At 51.3% G+C, this 17,798-nt stretch carries 14 protein-coding genes, 3 tRNA genes and 2 pseudogenes; 7 read left to right on the forward strand and 12 right to left on the reverse strand.

The genetic code is table 11. The features are described 5' to 3' along the window. Positions 1-97: 97 nt before the first annotated feature. Together LX59_RS12730 and LX59_RS12735 are read right to left on the reverse strand one after the other, a co-directional pair. Positions 98-1,453, reverse strand: coding sequence for a tryptophan--tRNA ligase (locus tag LX59_RS12730; RefSeq protein WP_144572385.1), 1,356 nt, complete (start codon positions 1,451-1,453; stop codon positions 98-100). Positions 1,454-1,488: 35 nt separating this feature from the next. Next, entirely contained in the window at positions 1,489-2,115 is a 627-nt protein-coding gene (locus LX59_RS12735; protein WP_144572387.1) for an alpha/beta hydrolase, read from the reverse strand. A gap of 194 nt (positions 2,116-2,309) precedes the next feature. On the opposite strand from LX59_RS12735, the gene LX59_RS12740 reads away from it, so the two are divergent. Next, positions 2,310-2,621 (forward strand): hypothetical protein, encoded by a 312-nt coding sequence (locus tag LX59_RS12740; protein ID WP_144572389.1) that lies wholly within the window; start codon positions 2,310-2,312, stop codon positions 2,619-2,621. A 46-nt stretch (positions 2,622-2,667) separates the two neighbouring features. Here LX59_RS12740 and nadC read toward each other — a convergent pair whose 3' ends face one another. The 10 genes and pseudogenes from nadC to LX59_RS16180 form a co-directional block, all read right to left on the reverse strand. Continuing rightward, positions 2,668-3,513 carry a carboxylating nicotinate-nucleotide diphosphorylase gene (gene nadC, locus LX59_RS12745; protein ID WP_144572449.1) on the reverse strand — a complete coding sequence of 282 codons (846 nt, stop codon included), beginning with the start codon at positions 3,511-3,513 and terminating at the stop codon, positions 2,668-2,670. Between the two features lie 122 nt (positions 3,514-3,635). Beyond that, the gene (locus LX59_RS12750; RefSeq protein ID WP_144572391.1) at positions 3,636-4,706 is read right to left on the reverse strand and encodes an RNA-guided endonuclease InsQ/TnpB family protein; all 1,071 of its coding nucleotides are present in this window, start codon (positions 4,704-4,706) and stop codon (positions 3,636-3,638) included. Positions 4,707-4,908: 202 nt separating this feature from the next. Further along, positions 4,909-4,984, reverse strand: a tRNA-Lys gene (locus tag LX59_RS12755). 3 nt (positions 4,985-4,987) lie between these two features. After that, a tRNA-Pro gene (locus LX59_RS12760) sits at positions 4,988-5,064 on the reverse strand. A 2-nt stretch (positions 5,065-5,066) separates the two neighbouring features. After that, positions 5,067-5,142: transfer RNA gene (locus LX59_RS12765), tRNA-Asn, on the reverse strand. 147 nt (positions 5,143-5,289) lie between these two features. Then, positions 5,290-5,682, reverse strand: a complete 393-nt coding sequence (gene fliS / locus LX59_RS12770; RefSeq protein ID WP_144572393.1) for a flagellar export chaperone FliS — start codon at positions 5,680-5,682, stop codon at positions 5,290-5,292. A gap of 29 nt (positions 5,683-5,711) precedes the next feature. Continuing rightward, a complete protein-coding gene (gene fliD, locus LX59_RS12775; RefSeq protein ID WP_144572395.1) occupies positions 5,712-7,187 on the reverse strand; it encodes a flagellar filament capping protein FliD in 1,476 nt (491 codons plus the stop codon). Between the two features lie 124 nt (positions 7,188-7,311). Then, positions 7,312-7,734, reverse strand: coding sequence for a flagellar protein FlaG (locus LX59_RS12780; protein ID WP_144572397.1), 423 nt, complete (start codon positions 7,732-7,734; stop codon positions 7,312-7,314). Positions 7,735-7,812: 78 nt separating this feature from the next. After that, positions 7,813-8,121, reverse strand: a pseudogene (locus LX59_RS16175) (flagellin); the annotation flags it as partial. A 1,056-nt stretch (positions 8,122-9,177) separates the two neighbouring features. Then, positions 9,178-10,131: pseudogene (locus LX59_RS16180) on the reverse strand (flagellin N-terminal helical domain-containing protein); the annotation flags it as partial. Between the two features lie 279 nt (positions 10,132-10,410). On the opposite strand from LX59_RS16180, the gene acuR reads away from it, so the two are divergent. The 6 genes from acuR (at position 10,411) to LX59_RS12815 (ending at position 17,757) form a co-directional block, all read left to right on the forward strand. After that, positions 10,411-11,034: an acrylate utilization transcriptional regulator AcuR gene (gene acuR / locus LX59_RS12790; protein WP_144572400.1), complete on the forward strand. Its 624-nt coding sequence runs from the start codon at positions 10,411-10,413 to the stop codon at positions 11,032-11,034. A gap of 44 nt (positions 11,035-11,078) precedes the next feature. After that, positions 11,079-12,062, forward strand: a complete 984-nt coding sequence (acuI, locus tag LX59_RS12795) for an acrylyl-CoA reductase (NADPH) (protein ID WP_144572402.1) — start codon at positions 11,079-11,081, stop codon at positions 12,060-12,062. A gap of 65 nt (positions 12,063-12,127) precedes the next feature. Next, positions 12,128-13,354, forward strand: a complete 1,227-nt coding sequence (locus tag LX59_RS12800) for an MFS transporter (protein WP_144572404.1) — start codon at positions 12,128-12,130, stop codon at positions 13,352-13,354. A gap of 288 nt (positions 13,355-13,642) precedes the next feature. After that, the gene (locus tag LX59_RS12805; RefSeq protein WP_144572405.1) at positions 13,643-15,397 is read left to right on the forward strand and encodes a carbamoyltransferase family protein; all 1,755 of its coding nucleotides are present in this window, start codon (positions 13,643-13,645) and stop codon (positions 15,395-15,397) included. Beyond that, on the forward strand, positions 15,384-16,511 hold the full coding sequence (locus LX59_RS12810) for a glycosyltransferase (protein ID WP_144572407.1): 1,128 nt from the start codon (positions 15,384-15,386) through the stop codon (positions 16,509-16,511). Before LX59_RS12805 ends, LX59_RS12810 begins: the two co-directional genes overlap by 14 nt. After that, positions 16,504-17,757, forward strand: a complete 1,254-nt coding sequence (locus LX59_RS12815; protein WP_144572409.1) for a capsule biosynthesis protein — start codon at positions 16,504-16,506, stop codon at positions 17,755-17,757. The genes LX59_RS12810 and LX59_RS12815 overlap by 8 nt, the downstream gene beginning before the upstream one ends. Positions 17,758-17,798: the final 41 nt, after the last annotated feature.

Genomic DNA, 17,798 nt, shown 5'->3' on the forward strand with positions numbered 1-17,798 from the left:
TGTAGTCAGGTTAATGAATCAGGCCCTCACTTTAGCGATGCCCTTGACCTTTATCAATTTCTCTCACGCTTTGGTATAGACTCGACCTGAGTTGCGTTCAGTCTTCTGCCAAGGAATTCAAGCTGTCCCGCAGACGCTGAATGCCCGCCTCCAAAGCTGGAGCATCAGCAAACTGGGGACTTTCCCCCACCAAAGCGCCGTTTAGAGCAACACGATACTGCAAAGCTTCAGGAATAATAGTTAAGTGTGCCCGCTCGACCACCAACCGGTGATTTAGAACACCAGCGGCTTTAGGATCAGCAAAGGTGACGGATAGCAGTAACTCTTCCCCATCAGCGGCTAGCAGGCGAAAGCGGAAGGCTCCATCCGGCTCCCGGAAACTCACAAAGCGCGCTGTTTTACCGGATTTTTTCTTGGTTTTGTTGTCCGCCTTTACTTCGCTACGGAAGTTACGCAGCCCCACAGCCTCACGCAGCTCACCCAAGAAGGGCGTAGCAATACGGCGCGCTTTGGCGGCTCCAGCTTGCAAAATATCTTCTAGGTGTGCGGGCTTTTCGATTAGAGTCGCGTAACGTTCGCGAGCTTCGGCTAACTCCGCATCCAGCAGGCTAAACAGCCTTTGTTTGGCCTCACCCCAAGCCAAGCCTTGCAACAACGCCTCACGAAATTCGATGGTTTGCTCCGGCGTGGCGAAGGCTTGGTACAGGGTAAACAGATGAGCGTTATCCGGATCTTTAGGCTCTCCCGGTAAACGAGAGTCGGTAACAATACGGGCAATGGCTTCTTTCAGCGCTTTTGCTGAGCCAAACAAAGGGATGGTGTTGTCGTAGCTCTTAGACATCTTACGACCGTCCAAGCCCGGCAAGGTGGCTACAGTTTCCTCAATCACTGCTTCAGGCAGGGTAAAGAACTCCTTGCCCTGTCCAAACAAATGGTTAAAACGCTGGCCAATATCACGGGCCATTTCTACGTGCTGAATCTGATCGCGCCCCACCGGAACCTTATGGGCGTTGAACATTAAAATATCTGCCGCCATCAGCACCGGATAGCTATACAGCCCCATGCTAATGCCTGCGTCAGGGTCTTCACCGGCTTCTACATTCTTATCCACCGAGGCTTTATAAGCGTGGGCGCGGTTCAGTAATCCCTTGGCCGCCACGCAAGTCAGCAGCCAAGTCAGCTCTGGAATCTCGGGGATATCCGACTGGCGGTAAAAAGTGACTCGTTCGGCATCCAAACCACAAGCCAGCCAAGTGGCGGCAATTTCCAACCGTGAACGCTGGATACGTTGGGCATCGTCGCATTTAATCAGGGCGTGGTAATCCGCCAAGAAGTAAAAAGAATCCGCATCAGGGGCGCGGCTGGCGACAATGGCCGGGCGAATAGCACCGGCGTAATTGCCCAAATGGGGTGTGCCAGTGGTGGTGATGCCAGTCAGAATACGGGTCGTCATGGAGGGTTCCGTTACAGTACAAGGCAAGGGTTAAATTACAGGCGCTCAGCGACCCGATCTTTGAGTTCAACCAGCTTGCCGTGGAAAAAGTGGCTGCATTCTGCCACTTTCAATAGCTCATGAGGGCGGGCTAACTCAGCGGAAAATTGGTACACCCTATCCGGCACAATTACTTCATCCTGATCCGGCTGAATAATGGTAAGGGCTCCTTGTTGCGCTAAAGGATGGCCTTCTAAACGGGCTACAGCCGGAGCGGCTAAAATCTGCCGCGCTACGGGCTGTCCTTCGGCCTCTAAACGTCCCGCTAAACACGCCGCCACAAATCCACCGTAGGAAAAGCCCATCAGAGTCAGAGGTAAGCTCGGATGTTTGGCCAACAGCCAACGCACTGCCGCATCAGCATCTTCTACCTCCCCCATGTGCATATCGTGAGCCCCGGCACTACTGCCCACGCCTCGATAATTAAAGCGCAGGGTGATGTAACCGGCATCGCGGGCGGTGCGTTGTAAGGTGGACACCACTTTATTCAGCATGGTGCCACCCTTAACCGGATTAGGGTGACAAATCAAAACCATTTGGCTGGCATTGGGGGCCACATAATACAGCCCTTCTAAAGCCCCACAAGGGCCATCCAATACCACAGATTCTTCTTGAGTATGCAAGGCAGGCTCTCCATCTTGGAATAGAGCGGTTGGCTTATTCTCTACAACAAAAGGCGTAGTTACCAACCGAAGGTAAGCCCGGTACTTTACCTGTAACAGAGGAGTGAAACACTAATCAGGCAATCAGTGTATGCCTTCTGTGACCGAGCGTTGGGCATTTTCTCTCATGCAGACATCCCTTGGAGGATTAACCCATGGAACACCTGCTGCTTGCTCTTTTACTGTTAACAGCGGCTATCGCAGCACGCTATCTACTGACACGCCCCTCTACATCTCTTGTAGAAGAGCCCCAAGAATACTTCGATATTTACCAAAGCACCCTGATCAACCTGCTTAAGAAAACCAGCGGTTGTCCTTTGGGGTTTCAGCGTCGTAGCCAGCGCTTCGCCTCTCAGTCTCAAGCTATGGCGACTCCCATTGTGGAAGTACCCAAGGATTACGCCCCTTGGGATGGTCAAGCACGGGACGCTTTAGATGAAGCGCTGATACTCAGTGCTCGCCCCTGATGCCATTACTTGGCCCAGCTCGGTACTCGGTAGACTCTCCAGTGCCTCAAAGTAGGCGCATGGAGAGATCCACAGCCTGCACATGCTTGGTCAAAGCACCGATCGAAATGTAATCTACACCGGTATCGGCTATTTGACGCAAGTTTGCCTCATTGACTCCACCAGAAGCTTCCAACTTCGCCCGCCCTGCGGTAATGGATACGGCGGTTCTCATGTCGTTTAGACTCAGCTCATCCAGCATAATGATATCCACCGCAGCATCCAGCGCTTGATTCAGCTCCTCAAGGTTTTCTACCTCTACCTCAATCGGTTTACCGGGTGCAATTTTACGCGCTGCTGCCACCGCCGCGTGGATGCCGCCACAGGCTGCAATATGGTTTTCTTTAATTAAAAAAGCATCGTAAAGCCCAATACGATGATTATGACAACCGCCACAGGTCACTGCATATTTTTGCGCTAACCGCAAGCCCGGTATGGTTTTGCGGGTATCCAGCAGTTTAACGCCTGTATCTTCCACCAGATTGGCGTAATAACGACAACGGGTAGCTACTCCCGATAGGGTTTGCAGAAAGTTCAGGGCTGTGCGCTCCCCTGTCAATAACGCCCGTGCAGGCCCCTCTAGGTAAAACAGAATTTGATCAGGAGTCACTTGATCACCGTCAGCAACCAACCAGCGTAAGTTTACCCGTGTATCTAACTGCCGAAATACCTCATTAATCCAAGCCACGCCACTGACAACTGCCGATTCACGAGTAATAATCCGCGCCTCCGCCCTGCGCCCTTCAGGGATTAATTGAGCCGTGATATCCCCTGAGCCCACATCCTCTGCGAGGGCATGACGTACACTTTGTTCGATATAAGCAGTAAGATCAGAAAGATGCAGGTTGGGCATGGCGGCTTCCAGACTTCGTGAAGGCGCATATAGTAAAGCATCTGGATTAGCGATGCGTTTCTTTAGATTACGTCCTAGCCAACAAATAGACGAAGGCATGAAAGGTTGACATCCTCCCCGCCCTAAAGGACGGGGATTCCTACAGCTAGACGGCGATGCCCCGCCGCAAGAATGTTCCGTGCCGCGTTTACATCGCGGTCATGGGCTGTACCGCAGTCCACGCAAGTCCATTCTCTTATTCGCAAACCGGCTCTACCTTTCGGACTGCGGGTGGAAATACTTCCACAGCACGAACAGGTCTGGGTGGTATAACGCTCATCTACAACCTCAAAGACAACGCCTGCCCGTTGGCATTTCTGCTCCAGCATTGTCTTGAGCTGACTCCATCCCGCATCCAGCGTGGATTTAGCCATTTTGGTCTTTATGAGTTTTGCGCTGGCTACATCGCCCACAAAAATGGCGGCGCAGCGCTCAACCAAGGCGGTTGAGAATTTGTGTTGCGCATCTTTGCGCTGGTTCTTGATCTTGGTATGGAGCGCGCGAACACGCGCTTTCTTGCCCGCACGCTGAGCGATACCCAGCTTTTGCTCTAAGGTGCGATACGCGCGCCCGACCAGCACTTGCCCGTCAGAGGTTGTAGCGGCTGCTTTAAGGCCAAGGTCGATGCCAACAGCAGTAGTGCCGCTGCATGGTTTAGTTTCAACCCGCACGCAGATATTGAGATACCAGCGCCCCCTTGAGTCTTCACTGAAGCTTCCAGCCCGCAGGGCGTATTGACCTAAACCGTAGCTATCCCACAGGCTAAACTTGAATCCCGCGAACTGGATCTGACCGTTCTTGTATTGCAAGGCGCGAGCCTTGAACGGAATCCAGCCCAGGCTGTATTTGGGGCTACTCCGGTTAGATACCCGCCAATTAAGCCTAGAACGCTTGAACTGCTTACGGGCCTTAGCGTAGTCCTCGCACACTTGTTGCACGGTTGACGAGCCAATCTGTACGCCGTCGCATTTACTTAACCCATTGGTCAGCTTTTGCAGATCAAAACCGGAGAGCCACTGGTGGCGTTCTCGGATGGCACGATGGCTTGTTTCATTGCTGTAGTTCCATACCAAATTGACCTCGCGCGCCATCGCAAGCAGCGTTTTCGCGTGCTTGTCTTTGATTCGGAGTTTGAGGGTCTTGGTGTGGGCCATGGGATGAATTATAGCAGCCCCCACTAGGACGCCTGCGGCGTCCGCGCTCTCGACCTCGGGCTAAACCCCGAGGCTTCCCGCGCATATGGTGAGCTTAAGAGACAAGCTTTGTTGATTTCGGCAGGGAAGCTAAAGAATGAAGCCACAGCCGAAACTGGCCGATAAGCTTTAAAAAGAAAGGATAATTCAGATGTGTAGAAAGTGGTGGGTCGTGTAGGATTCGAACCTACGACCAATTGGTTAAAAGCCAACTGCTCTACCGACTGAGCTAACGACCCAAGTGGTCGGGGTAGAGAGATTCGAACTCCCGACATCCTGCTCCCAAAGCAGGCGCGCTACCGGACTGCGCTATACCCCGACTGGCTCCGCGACCTGGACTCGAACCAGGGACCCAATGATTAACAGTCATTTGCTCTACCGACTGAGCTATCGCGGAACTGATGTTGCCATCTCTAAAGAGCTAATTTCAGGATCAGCGCTTTAGAGGTGCGCTACTATAGGCCTATATTTTATCCCTGTCAAGAACCTATTTAATTTTAACTTGTCTTTGACAAGCTCAGAACTCAAGACAGGTTTTTAGGATTTAGGGTTGTGGTGCACTACTAATACTGTCCCAGCCTGTTTTCACTTCACGCAGTAAATTGGCTACCTCCTCTAACATGCTGGGATCGTTTTTTAGGTTGGCCTCTGTTAGGCGGCGCGTCATGTAGTCGTAGAGACGATCTAAATTTAGAGCTACCTCACCACCGGCTTCAAAATCCAACACCTCACGCAAACCACCGATAATGGCGATACTTTTGCCAATCAGCTCTCCTTTTTCTGCTAATTGGCCATGCTCTAAAGCGCCTTTAGCCTGTAAAACTCGATCAATCCCACCCTGCATTAGCATTTGGATCAAACGATGTGGATCGGCTGTTGCTATCTGGCTTTGTAAGCCTACTTTTTGATAGTGCTTCATAGCCTGAGCATAATTCATAGAAACCCCCTGCCTGCTTTTAAATACGATTAGCCATCACTGTTATACACAAAGCCTGGCATGCTATCGAACAGTGCTGTCAAACTATCACTGGTAGTACTTAATTGGGCCAGTAAAGAATCCATCGCATTATATTGGTTATAAAGACGTGTTTTGACTGATTCCATGCGCGCATCTAAAGCTTCTTTTTGCTTATCAATGCTGTCTAAAGTGCCCTCCAAAGCGCTGGTACGAGACTCTAAAATCCCTCCTGAAGCCGTGTAAGGGCTTAAAACAGACCCCAGACGAGCAGCCAGCCCTGTATCACCGGTAAAATAGGAGGCGACACCTTCAAAGTCAGAACTGATAGCAGCGCTGAGCTTGTCTGAGTCCAAGGCCAAAGTACCGTCTTTTTGGGTAGTAACGCCCATATCTGCTAAAAGCTGTAACGAGCTACTCCCCCCCTGCGGGGTGTTAATAGCTGAGCGGATACTATTTACGAGGGAGCGCACTCCGCCATCACCCACTAAGGAGCCCACAACAGGTTCTGACGTATCATCAACACGAGTTACTTTTGTTTCCGTGTTAATAAAACCAATTAATGTGTTGTAAGCATCCACAAAGCCTTGAACCTTAGACTGAACACCCGACTCATCCCGTGTTACCGTCAGGTTCGTAGAGCCTGTTTCTTTCAAGGTAAAACTAAGACCACTGACCACATCAGAAACGGCATTAGTGTCACGCGTAACAGAAAGACCGTCTACTTTGAATTTAGCGCTCTGTGCAATAGCTAAGGTTTGGGGCCCCTGCTGGTATGCGCTTAAATCCGCTAAGTAATCAACATCGGTTTCACCCCCAGCATAATCGGCGGCATTAGGTGCTGTAACAGGGCCAGAGTAGGCCAAACGACTTAGGGTATTGGTGCTACTGCTGCCTGCGCTGGTCTCGTTGACCGAGAGGGTAATATCTTTGCCCTCACCAGTTTTAGTGCTGGTTAGCACTAAACGCGACCCCTGATTGTCGGTGATGATACTGGCATTGATGCCTGAGTTACTGCTGGTTTTGTTGATGGCATCCCGAATCCCTGCTAGGGAATTATTGGATGAATCAATGTTAATGGTGGCCGCCGTATTGGCTCCAAGACTCAGGGTCAGAGTTCCAGTGCCTAAGGTAACGCTGGAATCCGTCACAGCGGCGGTAGCCACTTTGCTGCCTGAAGCCAGTTGCTCTACGTCCAGTTTATAGCTACCTGCACTAGCACTTTGCGTTGCCGTACCCGTAGCCACGCTATTGGTGGATGAGCTCACTGTGCGGGCTAAAAATGACGAGGTACTGTTTAAAGTTACTAGCGCACTTTGAAAGGCGCTAACCGCTCCTTTAAGCTGCCCTAAAGAAGTCAGTTTTGCGGTAGTTTTAGTTTCTAAGTTAGAAAGCTGGGTTTCTTTAGGGGCACGTTCAGCCGTTAAAATGGCACTGACCATGCTGTCAATGTTCATCCCCGAACCCAATCCTGTGATACCGGCCATGATTTAATCTCCTATCTGTTCGCTTTAAGCTCCGCCCTGAGCCTGTCCTAACTAAAGCCCGCCCTGAACTCGTCGAAGGGTCGCCCCATCCTGCGACAGGCACAGGACGGGTAAGGGCTCATCTTCACGCCTCGCCTTTAAACAGCAACCCTCGCATCTCGTCCAACTGCTCAGCAATGCGCAGAGCCTCTTCTGTAGGCAACTGCCGAATCACCTCTCCTGAGTCCTTATCAATCACTTTAACCACAAAAGTCCCCGTCTCCTCATCTATGCTGAAATCCAGATTAGGTTGAGCGCGTTGGCTTAGGGCTTTTAAATCTGAAACGACAGACTCCACCATCCCTTTGGTATCAACAGCATTAGAGCCTAGCCCTGTATTGGAATCTTGTTGGCTACTGGGGTTGGAATTTGAAACAGCCGTTGTAGCGGGCACCGGACTGGCCGTAAGTTGGGTAGTGGCAATCTGAGTGGGTGGAACAAAATCGCGCCTTTGAGTGCTGCCCGCAGTAGAAAGCACCGAGGCAGACGGGGCATTTAGGCTGTCCATCCATTAATCCTCGTGACAGAACACAAACAAGAAGAGAGGGATGATCCCTCTCTTCTATTTTAGTACCCCTAAGCTACCTTATTGGAGCAGAGAGAGCACGGCCTGTGGCAACTGTTTAGCTTGGGCCAAAATCGCTGTACCGGCCTGTTGCATAATTTGCAGTTTGGACAGGTTCGCGGTTTCTGCGGCAAAGTCGGTATCCGTGATACGACCACGGGCAGCAGTAGCGTTTTCAGCAATGTTTTGCAGGTTGCTGATGGTGTTCTCGAAGCGGTTTTGCACCGCACCGAGGTCAGCGCGCTGAGTATCAATGCCCGCTAGCGCGTTATCAATTACCGACAAAGCACGTTGGGCACCATCAGCGGTGGAAATATCAATTTCCGCGACCGTATTTTGAACGGCTTTGGGATCACCAAACAGTTCCGATCCACCAGCGACCTCAACCTCAAAGGTTTCAGCCGCGGCAGTGGCAGTGGTATGAGCCGCAACAGCCGTTGTTGCGTAAGCATCAGTAGAACTTAGCAACTTCGCATAGCTAATAGTGTTAGTCGCGTCAGCTGCTGTAGTAACACCTGCAGTACTCACCTGCTGGATAATTCCGAAAATAATGCTAGAGCCATCTTTAGAGCGAATGCTGTTGGTACCAATGGTACCAAAATCTAAGAAATCAGAGGCTTTTTGTCCCGACTCAGTTGTGGCATTTTTCAGCGCACTAATAAGGCTTGCGGTATCTGTAATCCGAACACCTGCCTCTAAAGTCAACTCTGTATTGCCTACAGTAACTTTATCCAAGGTCAGATAATCAACCGCTGCAGCTTTAACTACAGCCAGTTTTAAATCGTTTACTGCAACATTGCGTGTGGTGTCGTCAACGGTTGCGGTAGAGGCAGCAATGGATTGGAAGTCAATGGTACCACCTGTTAAATTAACAGAAGCAATTGCTGAAAATTCGGCGGCTTCAGATGAATTTGTATCTCGCTCCCAATGACTTAACGTACCAAATGTTATCGTTTCTCCATTTTTTGACTTAATAGTTCCAGCTGTAGTATCTACAACCAGTAGCTTTTCTGTATCCGCTGCACTAATAGCACTCATAAGGGTGGCAGTATCATTGAAATACTGGCCATTCATATTAATAGTATTGGCACCGACAGTGATATTGTTAAAAGACATCACTACATTTTCATAACCTGTTGTCGCATTTGTGGTTGCAGCAGCAATTACGTCCAGTTCAATCTCATTTAAAGTAATATCTTTCTTCGCATCAGTAATCGCGTAACTTTCTGATGAGTTCAGTTGCAGATAGCCAACGGCTGTTTTAGCGCCATTGGCATCTACCGTAGCCACATCACCGTAGTCACCATCGGCATCCTGTGCTTGCAGTGCTAAGGTTGCGCCGCCAGTAATGGCACCAAAGCTGATGTTTTCGCCTGTGGAGGACTCAATCACGACATTGCCATCTGCACCCAAGCTAGCAGATAGGCCTAGTTTAGAGGAGTTGGAGTTAATTTGATCGGTTAAATCTTTGTTAGTAGCGACCCCTACTAAATTAACCGACTGAGCTGAAGAGCCTGAACCTACCGTCAAGGTAAAGCTGCCCAGTTGGTCGGTAGAGGCTGTTTGAAGGTCGGCTTTGATAACTGTACGCGCTGTCGCAGTCAAGCCAGGAATAACACTATTAAACTTAGCCGCCAACGACTTAGCACTATCATCGGCGGCAATTTTTACTGTTGCCTCTTGACCACTACCTACTACCTTAACTGAGCCGGCGGTAAATCCAGAGCCATTGCCCGATACGATGCTACCTGTCACAGTATCCAAATTGGCGCTAGTCGGAACAGTACCTACCGTGCTGGATACTTTGTCATCACTACCCACTTGATAGGAACCAATGTCTTTAGCAGAGGCACTGTTTAGACGAACATTGATGGTTTCGTAAGCATTAGCACCCACTTGGAAGTTGGAGGTACCAAAGCTGCCATCTAACAGCTTACGACCACCGAAAGTGGTGGTATCGGCAATACGGGTTAGTTCATTTTGCAGAGCACTAATTTCTTTTTGCAGAGCAGTACGATCTGAGTCGCTGTTCGAGCCGTTTGCAGATTGAACCGCTAAGTCACGCATCCGTTGCAGGATGGTGGTGGACTGTTGCAGCGCACCCTCAGCCGTTTGCGACAGGGAGATACCGTCATTGGCGTTACGCACCGCCACACCCAAGCCACTGATTTGGCTGGTCAAACGGTTAGAGGTCAACAGACCTGCGGCATCGTCTTTAGCGCTGTTAATGCGGCTACCGGTAGATAGGCGCTGCATGGATACGCTTAGGGCGTTAGAGGTGTTGTTCAGGTTACGCTGAGTATTCAACGAAGGAATGTTGGTATTGACGGTAAGAGCCATGATTGCCTCCAAGGGCACTGGGTACAGGTTTGCCTGATGGACTAAGCATCGCGCTTGATTTCAGGCCGCCATCAAGTTCGGTTACTTAGGCTATCGGCGGCTTTTTGGGGGGCTTTAGGGGGTTGAGGAAAATTTTTTATCCCGCTCTAAACCTATCAATCTGCAACATAGACAAAACGTACCAAAGGCTATCTGCCGCCAGATTGCGCCTTTTAGTGTTAGAGTAGCCGTAAGCCTGTATTTCTTAGCCTAAAAGCAGTTGTAGCCGATTTTTTGAATATGCCCTTATCCCGCCCACGCGGTCGCCCTCCTAAAATCCCCCGCGAGTACTCCGACACGCGTGAAGCACTGCTGCGCGCCGGTATTGAGGCGTTAACCGAGCGCGGCTTTAATACCACCGGTTTAGATGGCCTACTAAAGCGCGTAGGTGTCCCCAAAGGCTCTTTCTACCACTACTTCGAGAGCAAGGAAGCCTTTGGCCGCGAGTTGATGCAGCGTTATGCCCAATACTTTGCGGCTAAATTGGATCACTGGTTGCTCAATACCGACCTAGCACCTTTAGATCGCTTAGCGGCTTTTGTAGAGTCTGCTAAAGAAGGTCTGCAGCGTTACCAATTTCAACGCGGTTGCTTAGTGGGTAATTTAGGGTTTGAGGTTAATCTGCTCCCTGAAGACTACCGACAACAACTAGAGGCTATTTTGGGCGACTGGCAACAACGTCTGGCCCGATGCTTTGAAGAGGCGCAAGCCCAAGGAGCCTTAACCCAAGAGGCCAACTGCCAACAATTAGCTGAGTTTTTTTGGATCGGTTGGGAAGGTGCTGTGATGCGGGCTCGCCTGTCGCGTTCTGTGATGCCCTTAGAACATTTTTTCCAGTTTTTCATTTCGAGCTTGCCTCGTTAATTTTTTCCTTTATTTTTAGACGATCGGTCTAAAAGGAGCATACGATGTTTAACGCCATTCTGATCCAAAAAGATGCTGAGGGTTATCGAGCCCAACACACTGCCTTAGAAGAAAGCCAACTGCCTGAAGGCGATGTGCGCGTTCAGGTGGACTACAGCACCCTCAACTATAAAGATGCGTTAGCGATTACCGGCAAAGGGCCGGTGGTACGCGAGTTTCCTATAGTTCCGGGCATTGATTTGGCCGGTACCGTAGAAAGCAGCCAGCACCCTGAGTTTAAAGCTGGGGATCGCGTGGTGCTTAACGGCTGGGGTGTGGGCGAAAAATACTGGGGCGGATTGGCGCAAAAAGCTCAATTAAAAGGCGATTGGTTGATCCCACTCCCTGAAGGCTTTAGTACCCACGAGGCAATGGCGCTCGGCACAGCAGGTTATACGGCCATGCTGTGCGTCTTAGCCTTAGAGCAGCAAGGCATCACACCAGATAAAGGCCCCGTTCTAGTCACCGGAGCTAACGGCGGGGTGGGTAGTGTTGCCATCAGCCTACTGCACACAGCTGGCTATCAGGTAGCGGCCTCCACCGGTCGCCCCCAAGAGGCTGACTATCTGCGCTCTCTAGGTGCCAGTGAAATCATCGACCGCGCCACCTTATCCGAACCGGGAAAACCGCTGCAAAAAGAACGCTGGGCCGCGGCCATTGATACGGTAGGCAGCCACACCTTAGCTAATGTGTGTGCCAGTATCGCTTATGGGGGCGTTGTAGCAGCTTGTGGTTTGGCTCAGGGAATGGACTTTCCAGCCACCGTAGCACCCTTTATTTTACGTGGGGTGCGTTTGATCGGTATTGACAGCGTGATGCGCCCTAAAGCTGATCGTATCGAAGCGTGGAAGCGTCTGGCGCAAGATTTAGACCGCAGCCAACTGAGCCAAATAACCCACACCATCGGCTTGACTGAAGCGATCAGCAGCGCACAACAGTTACTCGCCGGGCAGGTTCGGGGTCGTGTTGTGGTGGATGTTAACCGTTAATTTTGCAGCTCCCGTCTTAGTCCTCACCTGAGGGGCTGGAGCGGAGCTTTACCAAGGTGTACCCCATGTCTAAGGCTCCGCGTTCTCCCTTTTTTTGGCTGATGTTGGGTGGTTCAGTAGTGCTCACCCTGTCGTTAGGCATCCGGCATGGGTTTGGCCTGTTTCTAGCGCCCATGAGCACTGACCTAGGCTGGGGGCGTGAAACCTTTGCGTTAGCCATTGCGGTGCAAAACCTGCTGTGGGGACTGGTGCAACCCATTACTGGAGCCTTCGCCGATCGGTTCGGTATTAAACCCGTGGTTATGGTCAGCGGACTCTTATACGCCCTAGGCTTGCTACTGATGGGGATGACGAACTCACCCTTAAGCCTGACCTTAAGCACTGGGATTCTGATCGGGCTGGCGTTGTCGGGTACTTCATTCAGTGTGATTTTAGGAGCCATTGGGCGGGCGGCCCCACCGGAAAAACGCAGCAGCGCTATGGGGATTGCTAGTGCAGCGGGCTCCTTTGGGCAGTTTGTTATGCTACCGGGCACCCTCGGTTTGATTGAGGGACTGGGTTGGTCAGCTGCGTTATTTGCTCTGGCTGCGTTAAGCCTACTGATACTGCCCTTTGCCTCGATAATGAAATCAAGCACACCAGCAGAAGCCTCCCAACATCAGACCCATACGCCCTCACCCACCCTGCGTCAGGTATTGGCTGAGGCGGCGCGCCACTCTGATTTTTGGTTGCTGTGCTTTGGGTTCTTCGTGTGTGGCTTTCAGGTGGTCTTTATCGGTATTCACCTACCCTCTTATCTGATCGACCAACAGCTTCCCCCGCAAACCGGGACTACGGTTTTAGCCTTGGTGGGCCTGTTCAATATCTTCGGTACCTACGGTGCTGGCAGGTTAGGAGAGCGCTATTCCAAACCCCAATTACTGGCTGGGTTATACCTGCTACGGGCTGTGGTCATCGGGGCTTTTATCCTGCTTCCGGTGACACAGGCTTCAGCCTACGGATTTGGTATTGGCATGGGGCTGTTGTGGCTGTCTACCGTGCCACTAACCAATGGTATTGTGGCCTCTGTATTTGGGGTGCGGAACTTGTCTATGTTGGGCGGCATTGTGTTCTTATTCCACCAACTCGGCTCCTTTCTTGGCGGCTGGTTGGGAGGCTATCTGTACGATCAAACCGGCAGTTACGACTTGGTATGGCAGATTTCCTTGCTTCTATGCTTTGTGGCGGCCCTCTTAAACTGGCCGATTGCAGAGCGCCCCTTAGCCCGCCCCCCAGTTGTCTCTCCCCTATGAAGCACCCCATTTTTATTTGGATAGTATTCAGTCTGTTAGGACTAATTGTCCTTGCTGTCGCTTGGTGGGGTTGGCAAAAAACGGGCTTAGGCTGGCAGTGGTTAGGGCAAAGCTGCTTTTAACTGACAGAGTCACATAATCTCCCATTGCCTGCCTTAGCTAAGGCCACCATACTGTGCGGCCTATAGCATCCTTCTCAATAGGCTTCGCCATTGAGAATAGAACCGCTCCCCCAATCCACACAACCGCGTTGACTGGACACTCAACGCTTTTGATGAGGCCTATCCCGTGGCATTGACCGTTCTAGGACTTTCCGGCGCATTAAGCCATGACCCATCTGCAGCTTTGTATATAGATGGCAAACTGGTAGCCGCCGCCGAAGAGGAGCGCTTTGTGCGCGATAAGCATGCTAAAAACCGCATGCCCTATGAGTCGGCCAAATTTTGTATGGCCTTTGCCGGCATCACCCCAAAGGATGTAGATGTCGTCGCTATCCCTATGGCCAGCATCAGCCTGCTCACTCAAGGGCGCTGGCATTATGCTAAGCGCTACTGGTATGCCCCCGATCGCGCCCTTGATGCTTTGCTCATGGGCAACCGCCGTTATCACCGCTACCGCCAGCGCATCCAATGGTGTTTACAACAACTGGGCTTTGACCTGAAAAAGGTGCGCTTAGAACCCGTAGAACACCACTTAGCCCATGCCGCCAGTAGCTATTACTGCTCCGGTTTCCAAGAAAAAACCGCCATTCTGTGCATTGACGGCAAAGGCGAGTACGCCACTACCTTCTTTGGTTACGGTGAACATGGCCGCATCCACAAAATCAAAGAGTTTTACGATCCAGACTCTCTGGGCGGCCTCTACGGAGCCATCACCGAATATCTGGGTTTTGAAATGCTGGATGGCGAATTCAAAGTCATGGGCATGGCACCCTACGGCGATCCCAGCCGTTATGACTTCTCCCGTTTAGCCCGTTTTGAAAACGGTGAGCTGATCATCAATACCGACTATGCCAACGTCATCGGCCTACGCCGCTATAAGGACAAAGGCAAAGGCTACTACTTCTCCCCCAAACTGGTGGAATGGTTAGGGCCTAAGCGCGAAGGCGATGTGGCAGATGATCCCTATGTGCATTACGCCGCCAGCATGCAGGCGCTGTTTGAAAAGCTCGCCTTGGAAATGATGGATTACTATCTGGGCGACATCATCCGCGAAACCGGCCGCATTGCCTTTGCCGGAGGCTGCGCCCTGAACGTCAAACTGAACCAAAAGATCATTGCCCGCCCGGAAGTGCGTGAGCTATTTGTCCAACCGGCTGCCGGCGATGCGGGAACAGCGGTAGGCGCGGCGGCTTATATCTCCTGTTTACACGGTGTACCCGTGGAAAAAATGGAGCACGTTTACCTCGGCCCCCAATACACCAATGAAGAAGTCCTAGCCGCCTGCGCCCAGCATCCCGGCAAACCCATCGTTAAACGCATCGACAATACGCCTGAGCGCATTGCACGCATCATGGTAGCGGGTCATCCGGTGGCTTGGTTTCAGGGACGCATGGAGTTTGGCCCACGTGCTTTGGGCAGTCGCTCCATTATCGGTTGCCCCAGTGTTCCGGGCGTTGCAGACCGCATTAACCAGCAGATCAAGTTCCGCGAGCGCTGGCGGCCCTTCTGCCCTTCTATGCTGGATACGGTTGCCCCTCAGATGCTGAAAGTGGATCATCCCTCTCCCTTTATGACCTTTACGTTTGAGGTCAACGAGGAATGGAAAACCCGCGTGCCCGAAGTAGTACACGAAGACGGTACTTCGCGGGCTCAGGTATTGCAGCAAGCGCACAATCCACGCTGGTATGCTCTAATGCAGGAGCTGGAAAAACTGACTGGCAATGGTGTTACGCTCAACACCTCCTTAAACCGTCGTGGTGAGCCTATGGTGTGCGCTCCCACCGATGCCTTGAATATGTTTTTTGGTTCTGATCTGCGCTATTTGATCATGGAAGATATTCTGGTCATTAAAGAGGGAGCCGATTGGTATGATGCCGTCTGAAGCCCCGCGTATCCTACAGTTCTGTCATGGGTATGAAGGGCCTTTTTTAGATTGTGTACGCCAATACGCGACCCTATTCCGAGGCACGAATTACAAGGTCACTACGGTCTATTTGACCGGACAGGCAACTCCCGAGGCAGAACTGGGCTCAGACTCTGATGAGGTCGTCTTTTTAGGCTACCGCAGCTCCGAAGTGCGCGGCCTAAAGCTAAAAGCGATCTGGGATATCCATCGTTTAGTGGCCGGCCGAAACTTTCAGCTATGTATCGCCCATCGCTTCAAACCCATTTATGTCACTTTGTTGGCGACTCATTTGCCAGTGATTGGGGTACACCACGCCTTTGGCGACTATCAGCGCTGGTCTAGGCGCTTGTTTGCCCATTGGTTTCGGCAGCGCCTATCCCTAATCGGTGTATCCCATGCCGTGCGCGATGATATGCGCCGCTGTTTACCCGACTGGCCCGCAGAACGCATTGAAACACTTTATAACCGGGTCAACCTGCCGGTGCTACAGGCGCGGCTATTTAATCGACAGCAGGCGCGTAAATACCTGAAACTCCCGGAAGAAGCGTGGATCATCGGTAATGTGGGCCGTTTACACCCCGATAAAGATCAAACGACCCTTATAAAAGGCTTTGCGCTGGCGCTGCCTCAATTACCGGCTAATAGCCTATTAGTAATTTTGGGCTGCGGACGTTTAGAGGCTGAGCTTAAAGCCCTCGCAGTCAGCTTGGGCATTGCTGATAAAGTGCGTTTTCTCGGTCAAGTCCAAGAGGCTCGGCGTTATTTCAAAGCCTTTGATACCTTTACGCTGACTTCGGATCACGAACCTTTCGGTATGGTGTTGTTAGAAGCCCTAGCCGCTGGTCTTACGCCCATCTGTACCGACTGCGGGGGCGCGCGCGAAGTAGTTGCCGGTATTGGAGACCTATTTCCCTTGGGCGATACGCAACGTCTATCCGAATTACTGATCCGACAAACCCAATACGCTGTTGACAAACTCAGCTTACAACAACACTTGTTTACTAACTTCACCGATGTCTCGGCCCGTAAGCAGTTTTGGAGTATGCCTTTGGTCACGCGTTTACTCAGAGACCTTCCTCCCCATGAGTGAACTCAATCCTTGGGCGGCCAAAGCCCAAGCCTTGGATCGCTATCGCTGGCGTTTATTGCGCGAGCGCCATCACCTCATCGGGAGTGCCGCCCGCTTTCTGCGCGATGCGGTGTTGGATTTTGGCTTCGGCCTGTTAGCTTGGGGGCGCATGACGCGCAAGATTACCTCAACCCCCTGTGATTTCTTATTGTTACAGGCAGCCCCTAAGGTGATCGCCTTCCAACGCAAAAAAATGCTGATAGAAGGGCTCATCGCACGGGGGTATCGGTTACGCGAAACAGCACTAGCGCCTAGGCCCAATCAATTAAGGCAGCGTCTACTATCTAAGCCGCCTTTTAAGGTGCCACTGCGCTATTTAGGCTATGCCGCCCATGCACAATGGCTGGTCGAGCAACATAATCCATCAATATTGCTCAACGATCGTAACGGCAGCCTTTATGCACCTTTTTTGCGTTTAGCGCTCAATGCCCGACACCATATTCTGGTGCAATTGGCCCACGCCACGACGATGGAGCGCTCCTCCCGTCTGAGTATGAACGACTACGACTATTATTTTTTATTTGGCCAAGGCTCCTTAGATGCCTTAAAAAGTCGCCCTCTGTTGTTCGGTCACTCCACGGCCGTTTTGGCCGGCTCTTATATGATTGATCAGCAGTTCGACATGCCTGCCGCTGATCCTAATCTAAATACGCTGTTAATTCTGGGAGTAGGCCCAGATAAAGAGAAAGAAGCCGGTTATCAACACACCTACGCCTTATTACGAGATTGGGCCGCAGCGCATCCACAGGTACAGGTTCGGATCAAAAGCCATCCGCGCAGTGCAGGGGCTTTTTGGGGCGCGGCAGCGGCTCGATTGAATAATGTAGAGGTGTTACCCAAAGACCGTTCCTTAGCAGAGGCTCTGGCGAACTCTTCACTGGTGGTCAATATTCTGTCCAATGCCGTGATTGAGGCAGCATTGGCTAAACGCCCTATTCTCTACGTTAATGCAGGATCTGATCCTGACTTTTTGAAACAAGAAAGCTTTTTTGGGCTCTGCATTAATAATCCAGAAGCTCTACAGCACCGGATTGAACACATCCAACAGGAGTATTTAGCCGCTGTTCAAAGTTCAATAGCCTTCGCTGAATACCATTTAGCCCACGGCTGCCAAGGCTTAGATAAAGTTTTAGAACACCTTGAACAGCTCTTTCATCACCAAACCTGTACAGGAACGGAACTTCCAGCTAAAGGGATTACTCAATAGAGGTTGCACTTTATTTTAGCAACCGATCAGATCAGCGTGCA

Origin of the sequence: Azomonas agilis (assembly GCF_007830255.1) — a bacterium.
GTDB lineage: Bacteria > Pseudomonadota > Gammaproteobacteria > Pseudomonadales > Pseudomonadaceae > Azomonas > Azomonas agilis.